The sequence below is a fragment of the uncultured Slackia sp. genome (assembly GCF_944321625.1).
Lineage (GTDB): Bacteria > Actinomycetota > Coriobacteriia > Coriobacteriales > Eggerthellaceae > Slackia.
Genome location: NZ_CALUMA010000118.1, coordinates 1 through 9,807, shown reverse-complemented (window position 1 = coordinate 9,807; position 9,807 = coordinate 1). Strand labels below are relative to the sequence as shown.

12 protein-coding genes are annotated in these 9,807 nt (G+C 61.8%); 7 read left to right on the top strand and 5 right to left on the bottom strand.

From position 1 onward, the window contains the following. A partial coding sequence (locus Q0J60_RS10100; protein WP_294441192.1) for a heavy metal-binding domain-containing protein occupies nucleotides 1–280 on the bottom strand: 280 nt, incomplete at its 3' end. Nucleotides 281–501: 221 nt separating this feature from the next. Continuing rightward, nucleotides 502–948, bottom strand: coding sequence for a D-aminoacyl-tRNA deacylase (dtd, locus tag Q0J60_RS10095; RefSeq protein WP_294441190.1), 447 nt, complete (start codon nucleotides 946–948; stop codon nucleotides 502–504). A 156-nt stretch (nucleotides 949–1,104) separates the two neighbouring features. On the opposite strand from dtd, the gene Q0J60_RS10090 reads away from it, so the two are divergent. Further along, nucleotides 1,105–1,758 carry an HAD family hydrolase gene (locus tag Q0J60_RS10090; protein WP_294441188.1) on the top strand — a complete coding sequence of 218 codons (654 nt, stop codon included), beginning with the start codon at nucleotides 1,105–1,107 and terminating at the stop codon, nucleotides 1,756–1,758. 190 nt (nucleotides 1,759–1,948) lie between these two features. Continuing rightward, nucleotides 1,949–2,131 (top strand): hypothetical protein, encoded by a 183-nt coding sequence (locus Q0J60_RS10085; protein WP_294441187.1) that lies wholly within the window; start codon nucleotides 1,949–1,951, stop codon nucleotides 2,129–2,131. A 308-nt stretch (nucleotides 2,132–2,439) separates the two neighbouring features. Here the strand turns inward: Q0J60_RS10085 and trpS are convergent, their stop codons facing one another. The 3 genes from trpS to Q0J60_RS10070 all read right to left on the bottom strand — a co-directional run bounded on the left by trpS (nucleotide 2,440) and on the right by Q0J60_RS10070 (nucleotide 4,351). After that, nucleotides 2,440–3,489 carry a tryptophan--tRNA ligase gene (gene trpS / locus Q0J60_RS10080; RefSeq protein WP_294441184.1) on the bottom strand — a complete coding sequence of 350 codons (1,050 nt, stop codon included), beginning with the start codon at nucleotides 3,487–3,489 and terminating at the stop codon, nucleotides 2,440–2,442. Nucleotides 3,490–3,587: 98 nt separating this feature from the next. Further along, nucleotides 3,588–4,043, bottom strand: a complete 456-nt coding sequence (locus Q0J60_RS10075; protein ID WP_294441181.1) for a PIN domain-containing protein — start codon at nucleotides 4,041–4,043, stop codon at nucleotides 3,588–3,590. Next, nucleotides 4,043–4,351 (bottom strand): type II toxin-antitoxin system RelB/DinJ family antitoxin, encoded by a 309-nt coding sequence (locus Q0J60_RS10070; RefSeq protein ID WP_294441179.1) that lies wholly within the window; start codon nucleotides 4,349–4,351, stop codon nucleotides 4,043–4,045. The genes Q0J60_RS10075 and Q0J60_RS10070 overlap by 1 nt, the downstream gene beginning before the upstream one ends. 206 nt (nucleotides 4,352–4,557) lie before the next feature. Here Q0J60_RS10070 and Q0J60_RS10065 point away from each other — a divergent pair, with 206 nt between their 5' ends. From Q0J60_RS10065 to Q0J60_RS10045, 5 genes are all read left to right on the top strand, one after another. Next, entirely contained in the window at nucleotides 4,558–5,193 is a 636-nt protein-coding gene (locus tag Q0J60_RS10065; protein WP_294441177.1) for a YigZ family protein, read from the top strand. A gap of 173 nt (nucleotides 5,194–5,366) precedes the next feature. After that, entirely contained in the window at nucleotides 5,367–6,929 is a 1,563-nt protein-coding gene (locus tag Q0J60_RS10060) for a hypothetical protein (RefSeq protein WP_294441176.1), read from the top strand. 3 nt (nucleotides 6,930–6,932) lie between these two features. Next, nucleotides 6,933–7,733, top strand: a complete 801-nt coding sequence (locus Q0J60_RS10055; protein ID WP_294441174.1) for a hypothetical protein — start codon at nucleotides 6,933–6,935, stop codon at nucleotides 7,731–7,733. Then, a complete protein-coding gene (locus Q0J60_RS10050) occupies nucleotides 7,661–8,446 on the top strand; it encodes a 4Fe-4S single cluster domain-containing protein (RefSeq protein ID WP_367178841.1) in 786 nt (261 codons plus the stop codon). Before Q0J60_RS10055 ends, Q0J60_RS10050 begins: the two co-directional genes overlap by 73 nt. Before the next feature lie 230 nt (nucleotides 8,447–8,676). Further along, a partial coding sequence (locus Q0J60_RS10045; protein ID WP_294441169.1) for a hypothetical protein occupies nucleotides 8,677–9,807 on the top strand: 1,131 nt, incomplete at its 3' end.

Genomic DNA, 9,807 nt, shown 5'->3' with positions numbered 1-9,807 from the left:
TCATGCTGCCGTCGGCGCCCAACGTCTCGTAATCGAGGTCGACGCCCACGATGGCATGCGCGCCCATCTCGCTCGCGCGCTTCTCCATCTCCTGCAGCGCCTCGCTGCGCGCGGAGAGCAGCTCGTTCTCGTAGCCCGCAGAACGACCGCCGATGAAGTTGCGGATGCCTGCGCCGATATCGCGCAGGAAATTCACGCCGGTGATGACCTCGCCGAACACGATGCCGTAATAACCCGTGATGCGATAGCCCTCGACTTCCTGAGTGGTGGTAACAATCATGGCTCTTCCTTTCGTCCGATTGCCGTTGATACCGCCATGATACGGGTGAAACGACAAGAAAGCGTCAAGAAAGTCACGGCATTGCCGAAAAACGCACTAGGCACTGACGGCGCGCGCTTTGCAACACGCAGCCCGCCTGCAGCGAGAAGCGTCTCTGAAGCCATTGTGCGCCATGCCGCCGCGTCGCCCACAGAAACCCGACGCGTATGCGCGGAGAATTCCTACAGCGTGTCGGTATCCATCCATACCGTGAAGGGGCCGTCGTTCACGAGCGCCACCTCCATCATCGCGCCGAACGAGCCCGTTTCCACGTGGCCCAGATCGCGGCACACCAGGCCGGCGAAATACTCGTACAGGCGGTTCGCCTCGTCGGGCGCGCCTGCGTCGGTGAACGAGGGGCGATTGCCCTTCTTGCAGTTGGCGTAGAGCGTGAACTGGCTTACCACCAGCACCTCGCCCTCCACGTCGGCAAGGCTCAGGTTGGTTTTGCCGTTCTCGTCTTCGAAGATGCGCATCTTGGAAATCTTGGACCACAGCTTGTCGGCCTGCGCCTCAGCGTCACCATGTCCCACGCCCAGAAGGATGAGGTAGCCCTTCCCTATGCTGCCGACGACTTCGCCCTCCACCGTGACGCTCGCCTGGGTCACACGCTGAATCAATGCCCTCATGGCACCCTCCTTGCCGTTTTCGTGCGGCTTGAAATGAATAGGCTCGCCGCATCGTCCATGTCGTAGAATTCGAAAGGCAATCTTACGACACGACGGAGCGCCGCGGAACGAAGAATGTTGCATTTCGCGGAGAGTCCCACAGAAGAAAGGACGCCCATGACCGCCTTACGCGCCATTCTCTTCGACAACGACGGCACGCTCGTCGACACCCACGACCTGCTGCTGGCATCGTTTCGCCACGCCACACAGGAAGTGCTGGGGCATACGCTGCCGGACGAGGTCCTGATGGCGAAGGTCGGCCAGCCGCTGGCAGTGCAGATGCGCGATTTCTCCGACGAACCTGAGGTGCAGGATGCGCTGCTGCGGTCGTATCGCGCATACAACCACGACAAACACGACAGCGCCGTGAGGCTTTTCCCCGGCGTGCGCGAGGGCCTTGAGCGGCTGCAGGATGCAGGGTTCGCCATGGGTGTGGTCACCTCGAAGATGAGCCCGCTCGCCAAGCACGGCCTTGAGATTCTGGGTGTTTCCGAATTCTTCGGATGCCTGGTCGGCGCCGATTCGTGCGAGCATCACAAGCCGCATCCCGAACCTGTTGAGCTGGGTGCGAAGCTGCTGGGAATCAACCCTTCGGAATGCGCGTTTGTAGGCGATAGCCCCTTCGACATGCATGCGGGCCGCGAGGCGGGGTGCGTCACAGCCGCAGCCCTTTGGGGCATGTTCCCCGAAGCTCGCCTGCGTACCGAGAGCCCCGCTTACGTCTGCGCCACGTTTGATGAGCTAGTTGATGCGCTGGTGACGCTTCGATAGGCGCAACGGCTCACCGACTCTGCCCCTTTTTATTATTTATGAACATTTGTTTGTATTATTGTTGATATACTGCATCACAGATGCGATAGTCGCCCCATAAAGAGCGCTCACATACAGTATCCGTCTCCGTTCTAAGGATGGATTCCATGAGTTCGCAGCATGAAGTAGTCTTTTTCAGTCGTCAGACGGAATGGTGCGTCTTCCTGTTTCAATCGACGCCTCAAGCCATGATGTCTGGCTTACAAGAAATGAAATAGCCAAGCTTTACGACAGAGATGTCAAAACAATCGGCAAGCACATCAATAACGCTCTCAAAGAAGAACTGTCAGACACCTCTTATTCAACTGTCGCAAAAATTGCGACAGTTGAATAAGAGGGAACTCGCAGCGTTACGAGAAACATTGAATACGTAAGCGCACGTTGCGGAATCAGGACGAAACAGCGAAAGCCGTCCTCGTGCCGGAGATTCGTGGGTTCTCGCAGGCGCCGCAAGGGCATGAACTCGCAGGTCCACCAAAAACAGCGAGACGCGCCGAGGTGCCGGAGATAGACCCGCCGCATGGCCAAGTGTGCTTCGCACACGCCGAGCCATGCACAAGGGGCTAGATTCGGTGCCTCGGCGCGTCGCAGCGTCGCAGCGCCTCATCGAGTAGTTACGCCGGCTGGAAAGCCGGCGAAACGTTAATACACCATTCCCATCGCTTCGCGCACTTCGTCGAGCGTCGCATTGGCGATCTCGTTGGCGCGCTTATTGCCCTCGTGAAGCACATCCTTGATGTAATCCAGGTCATGCTCGAGCTCGCGACGGCGCTCGCGATGCGGCGCGAGGAAGGTGTTCACGCTTTCCGTCACGTACTTCTTGAGCGCACCGGCGCCCGCGTCGCCGATCTCCTCGGCGATTTCGACCTCGGTGCGGCCCGTGCACAGCGCGGCGGTGGTCAGCAGCGCCGACACGCCGGGGCGGTTCTCCTTGTCGAACGTGATGCGACGCTCGCCGTCGGTCTGGCTCTTCTTGATGAGCTTGGCCGTTTCCTCTTCTGTGGCGCCCAGCATGATGGAGTTGCCGTAGCTCTTCGACATCTTGCGGCCGTCCAAGCCGGGAATCTCGATAGCATCGGACAGAATGCCCTCAGGTTCGGGGAACACCTGGCCGTAACGGTTGTTGAACGTACGGGCAATCTTGCGCGTGACCTCGATATGCGGCAGCTGGTCCTTGCCCACGGGCACCACGTTGGCCTTACAGAACAGGATGTCGCACGCCTGGTGCACGGGGTACGTGAGCAAAAGGCCGGTGAGCTCATGGCCGCTGGCCTCCATCTCGGCCTTCACGGTGGGATTGCGCAGCAGCTCGGCCTCGGTGACCAGGCTCAGGAACGGAAGCATGAGCTGGTTGCACGCCGGCACGGCGGAATGCGTGTAGATGATGGTCTTTTCGGGGTCGATGCCCGCGGCGATATAGTCCATCACCATGTTGTATACGTTGTCCTGGATATTCGCCGTGGTGTCACGGTCGGTGATCACCTGGTAGTCGGCGATGAGCACCATGCAGTCGATGCCGGCGTTCTGCATCTCAACACGGTGCATGATGCTGCCGAAATAGTGGCCCAGATGCAGGCGTCCCGTAGGACGGTCACCCGTAAGCATGCGGTACTTGCCGGGATTTTCCGCGAAATCGGCGCGAATGGCGTTCGAGCGCTTGAGACTGGCCTCAAAGCTTCCTTCGTTAGGCATTAGTCGGACCTCTCTATCGACAAAAACGTTTTGCACATGAACGTGCGCTATGGTACCACGAACAAGTGCGATGGCGGAAAACGACGAAAGCAAGGCAACTAAAACGGCACTTCATCGTACGTGACGCCCCGTGTCTGCTCCAGCCATTGGAAGAACTCCTGCGCATCCATGACGGGAACCGAAGAAAGCGCGAAATCTTTTTTATTTCGCGTGATAATCGCATCGGCGCCCATGCGAACGGCGGTTTGATGCACAAGGGAGTCCTCAAGGTCATCCCAGGTAGAGGCTATTGCAGCATCCACCTCCGGCTCCCCGATGGAATAGATACGCACATGGCAGCGAAGCCTGCGTAGCAATTCCTTGCATGAGGCAGATTTGCTTTTTTTGCCGCCATCGGACAAGACGTAGAACAGGTCGCCCATCTGAGAAGCGCTTATCCACATCTCGTACTCGCCCACAGCGCCGAAAATCATAAGTTTGCGAGCGGGCGCATAAAACGCGCCGCGTCGAGCAAGGAAGTCGATAACGATATTCGAGTCCAGAATTAACCGCATCACATTAGCCCCTTCGAAGCAAGGCGTTCGCGACGAATGTCATCGTCGGACATCTCAGCGAAACGATTGTCAGGAGGAAGCACTACAGAATCTGCCCATTCGATAGCTTTCTTTAGAGCCTGCGCATCAGCTGCACCTCGATTCGAATCTCGGTCGAAAGGCAACTTACCATGCTCAAGCATAAAATCATACAGACCGTTTATGGCCTGAGAAGCCGTCACTCCCAGCTCCGCAAGCACGGCAGCTCCGGCTTTTTTCTTCCCTTCCGGCATACGCGCCGTCACCATTCCGTCCATCTCTACCCCCATGTTTCTTCTTCCGGCCGACCCAAACGCATTTTGGGCATTACAGCCCGCGCAATGCCCCCAGCGCCTATCGACTGCGCTTAATGCGTCTCGCAATCCTTCTCTTTCGCTCTCACGGTTCCTCTTTCACGTCAAATATGTTGTACGTATTACATTATAACAGATTCAAAAGCAAACCTCGCTCGCCGCGCTCTGCTATAGTACGCATCATGAATTCCTACACCACCATAGAAGGCCGCGCCCAGGCCGAGATCGTCGAGAAGAAGAGCCGCTTCATAGCAAGCCTCGCCCATGTGGAGACCGAGGACGAGGCACTCGCCTTCCTCGAAGAGATTCGCGTCGCCAATCGCATGGCGCGCCACAACGTGTATGCCTACGTGCTGCGCGAAGGCGGCGCCGGGGCGGCGGGACGCGTGCGCTATTCCGATGACGGCGAACCGCAGAAAACCGCCGGCCTCCCCACGCTCGAAGCCATCCAGCATGCCGGCCTCACCGACGTGGCGTGCGTGGTCACGCGCTATTTCGGCGGCGTGCTCCTGGGCACGGGCGGCCTGGTGCGCGCCTACACCCAAGCGACGCAGGCGGCCATCGAGGCGGCGCGTCTGGTGGTGGTTTCCCGCTGCGTGGACATTCGCATCCGCACGCCGTATGCGCTTTACGAGCAGGTGGCGCGCCTCGCCGACGACTGTGGAGCCAAAACCCTCGACACCGCCTACGCCGAAGACGTCACGCTCGCCCTGCGCATGCTCGACGGCACGCAGGAACCGCTGCTCGCAAAGCTCACCGAGTTCTTCCGCGGCAAGGAAGATGTCACGGTGAGCGATCCTGTGGAGGCAGCGTTCTAAAAAGACGCCTGGCAGTAATAATAGCCACCGATCATTGCCTTATCGTTTTGTGCAAAAACGCCGCGAAATGGCGGACATCCCTCCCCGCACCTACGATTTCCTCGGAAGAAATCATGGACATGGTGCGCAAGCCGCCCGGCAATGCGCACGAAATGCGGAGAGCGAGGGCGATTATGAGCGGACCGAAAACCAGCGACCTCGATGTCGAGAGGCAGACGCAAGAGCGCCTGCAACGCGCACGCGACCGCATCACCGCCGCGGAAGCCGACGCGCTGCGGCAAATCGAAAACCTGGAAGCGGAGCTGCGCGCGTATGCGAAAGCGCACGAGGGACTTGGCGATACGTCGAACGCGCTCGAGCACATCGTGGCAGAAGCGATCGAATCCGTGCACGCGGCGGCGCATTTCACCATGGGCGGCAGCGTCGATGCGGCCGAGCGCCACGCGAACCGAATCGCCTCCGAGCTCGACGCGATCGTTGCGCGCGCCCATAAGAAGATGGCCCCCTGCATCGACCGCATCCAGCGCTCCCAGGCAAGCGAGGCCGACAGCAAAAGCGTCACGTCGTTCGCGTGCGCCCTGGAGCAAACCGGTACCTGCAAAGACATCGCCGTCGCACTCGACGCGCTGACCGCAGCGGCAGCCCGCAATGTCGCGGCAGAAAACGCCACATCCCGCACCGCCCCATCAGACACCCGCCCTGTCCCGAACAAATCGACGGCGACATCATCCGCCGCCCCCGCTTCCGCCGACGAAGTGGCGACCCTTATGGGCATCCTTGAGCACGCGCGCTCGATCATCATGCGCGCCGAAACGCTCGAATCCGATCGCGCCGCGCTCTCATCCATCGCCCGCGAGGCGTCCAAAGCGGCGGAGAACGCCGCCGCACGAGGCAAAACGCTCACATCGGCCGAGGTTGCCGGACTCACGGCGCAGGCCCGCATCATCCAGTCCCGCATGGCGGCCCAAGAACGGCCGCTTTCCGACGCCCTCACGCGCATCCGGGCGCTCGAGGCTCAGCTGGGACTCGATGCCGCAGCATGCCCGCGAGCATTCAAGGACGCCGATGCCGTATACGCGCGGCTCGACACGCTGAAGGCAGCCGTGCGCGAGCAGGACAAGCAGCGCTATATCCGCTCCTGCATCGACGAGGTCATGCGCGAACACGGCTACGACGTGGTGCGATCCGTCGACTTCGCGGGAAACGCGACGGGCGAGCACCTGATGTTCACCGACTCCTCCGCAAGCGCCGGCACAAGGGCCACGGGCATCCACGCGTTCTTCACCCCGTCGGGCGACATGATGCTCGAGGTGGTTGGCCTGCACGGCGAATCCGACGGCCTTGAGCACGATTGCATGGACGCCGCCGCGAGCGCTGCGGAGGCCCAAGACCTCCTCGCCGCGCAAACGCGGTTCTGCGCGGTGTATGCCGAGATAGCCGATGACCTCGCAAAACGCGGCGTTATCAACAAGGTGCTCCACAAGGCGGCGCCCGACATGCGCCACTGCAAGACCATCACGTTCGCATCCGGCAAGAAAGAAGGCGCAACGCCCAGCAGCAAACGCATCGATCGAAAGTCGGGTGAGCAGACAAGCGGCAAAACGGAAAAGCGCAGCACGAAGGCGTACGTCACGACTCGAAAGGGCACCGTCAGCGCGAAGCGCCCCGCTCCCGCGAAGCCTTCCGAAAGACGCAGACGCCCCGCCCAAAAGCCGCACGCGAGAGAGATGAGGTAGGCCATGTGGGAATGCAGATGCGGATTCGCGAACGACGACGGTTCTCCTTCATGCGTGGCATGCGGCGCGAGCGCGCCGGCGCGGAATGAAAGCCCGGGGAGCCTTGTACTGACCAATCTACGCACCAAGCAGCGTATCGAGATCACACGGCCAGGCGGCATCATCGGTCGTGCCGGAAACTTTTGCCCCGACAGCTTTTCGCCGCGCGTGTCGCGTGTGCACCTGCTGGCGGAGGCCCACAACGGCGGCAACTGGACGCTGGAATTCGTGGGCAGGCACAAGACCGAGCTCGACGCCGCCGGCGTATGGACGCCGCTCGAGCCGAACATGCCGCGCGAAGTGGTGGGAGGCGAAAAGCTGCGCATGGCCGACATGCTGTTCCGCATCGAAGTGGTGCCGGGGAATCCCGTCAGCAGTCAATCGTGCGCCGCCGCGAATGTCGCAGCCAGCGATGCATGCGACGCCCTGAACGGCCCGATTGACGATGGCCCCCATCCCTGGGACGACGAGGTTAGCGGAAGCGGGCGCGAGGAGGACCGATTCGCCCCCTTCGAAGACGCCGCCGATGCCGAACGGGAGGAGCCCTGTGCCAGTGACGAGGATTACGCATACGAAAGCGCGCCCGAACCGGACGAAAACGATGATACCCCTCAGCAGGTCGGATGGGTGGTGCGTTGCCCCGTTTGCGGAACGGCGTATCCCGTAGAGGGCCCCGATGCGCGCGTTGACGCATGCGCGGCATGCTTCGATCCGCTCGACGGCGTCAAAATATCGCGCTGCGCACCTCAGCCCGTGTACGAATAGGAATGCATCGGAAAGGAACGATGATGCTCATCGACAGGGCCTACGCGCCCGTGGTTACGCTCGGTCCGGGACAACGCATCGCAGTGTGGACCGTCGGATGTTCCAAACAATGCAAGGGCTGCGCAAATCCCGAGCTGTGGCGCGCGGACCCCGCACGAGAGATGGATGACGCGCAATTCGCCGATGCGCTCATCGGCATGGCGCAGCAAGGAGGCATCCGCCGCATCACGTTCTCCGGCGGAGACCCTTTCGAACAGCCCGAATCGCTCGCACGCGTGCTCGCCGCCATCCGCCCCTTCTTCGACGACATCCTCGTGTACACCGGCTATACGATCGAAGAGCTGCACGGCTTTGCCGACGGGACCCTCGCCCACCTTCGAGGCATGTCGCACGGCGACGCCCCCTGCGCCGTGCCGCAATCACACCAATTCCCTCCCGATTGGACGCATCACGCGTGCCTCGCACGAAAACGAACCGCCGTGAAAACCGCCCTCGGCCTGATAGACGCCCTGGTCGACGGCCCGTATGTCGAGTCGCTCAACGACGGCGTCTGCGCCATGCGCGGATCGTCCAATCAGCGAGTCCACGTGTTCAACGACGCGCTGCGCGACGATTACAACGCGTCGCTCGAGCAGCCGCGCCGCATCCAGAACGTCCACTTCGGCGACACGTTCATGTCCATCGGCATTCACGGCAGGCCTCAAGAAGCCTAGCGTCGGCGTCCGGAAGGTCATGCGAAGCCGAATGCTTGTGGTCCGCACGAGCCGCAAGACCTCTGGCGGCGGTGCCCCGACACCCTCACGCGGCCGCAGCGCGGGTTTTGTACAAAACGCCGGAAGATTATCGCGAAGCGCATGACTTCCCTAGGATGAAGACGACCGCACAGCAGGGAGGCGTCCCCGGCAAGCGGGGAACGCTCCGAAAGACGAACAGGGAGGTCATCATGGCACTCACCCCTCCGTGGCAACGGGAGATCGAGAACTTCGTAGGCATCAAATCGGCGTTCATCATCGAAGGGAACGTGCATGATCGCTACCCCTTCTACGAAAGCGAGGCGCCGGGCACCGCGCCCGTGTTCCTCGAGCTAGAGGAGCTGCTCCCCCGCTTGTTCGAACGCGGAGCCGCACGCAGGCGAACCCCGCAAGGCATCGCGGCATCGAACGCGTCCGTCGCTTCGGCCTCCGCCGCCGCCATGTCTTCCGCCCCTGCTTCCACCGCGGCAAGCGCCCCGTCGTACAACCAAACCCAGCCTCCGGCGTACCGGTTTCTGTTCTGCGACCCGCTGCGCGGCATGACGAACCCGCTGGGCGACCCCGCGCTTCCCGACCTGTTGGAATCCGCAAGCCGTGAAGCCGATCGCCTTCGTAAAGAGACCGAGGCGCTCAACCCCTCGCGCCACCAGGAGCCCTATGCCGATAACCGCCTGGTACACAACTCCCTTATCGCCCGCGCGGCGCTCACCCGCAGGCTGGAGGAGCAGAAGGGGCTCGCCGGCCGCCTCCCCTTCGCAGGACGCAGCAACGCAGCGACATCCGTCCCTTCCACCGACCAGCAGGTTTCCGCATCCGGCCAGACGGCGGTTGCGCCCGGCGGCGCCGTTATGCCTGGCAACACCATTGCACCCACCAGCACCCCCGCGCCGCCCCAGTCTATCGCCTGCGTCTTCTCGTTCGCGTCGCGCCTCTCGGCGCGCCCAAGCGACCTTTCCGCCGAGGAGAACGCCGTGTTCATGAACCTCATGCTAGGCGTTATGGACTCCATCCGCGGCGACGGAGCCAACCGCAACACGCTCGTCCTGGTGGTGAACAAGGTGGCCGACGTGCCGCCCTGGTTCTTCTCCGGCAACCCCGACGTGCGCACCGTGGCCCTTCCCAACCCCGACCGCGCCTGCCGCGCCGCGTTCGTCGAGGCGAACTTCCCCGCCCTGCAGCCTGCCGCAATGGCCAAGCAGCGCGAGAAGTTCATCGACGTGACCGACTCCATGAAGCTCGCCGAGGTGGACGAGCTGCGTCGCCTGGCGCTCAAAAGCAGCACGCCGCCCGCCGGTAGGCCGCAGCTGGCGGACGTATACAAA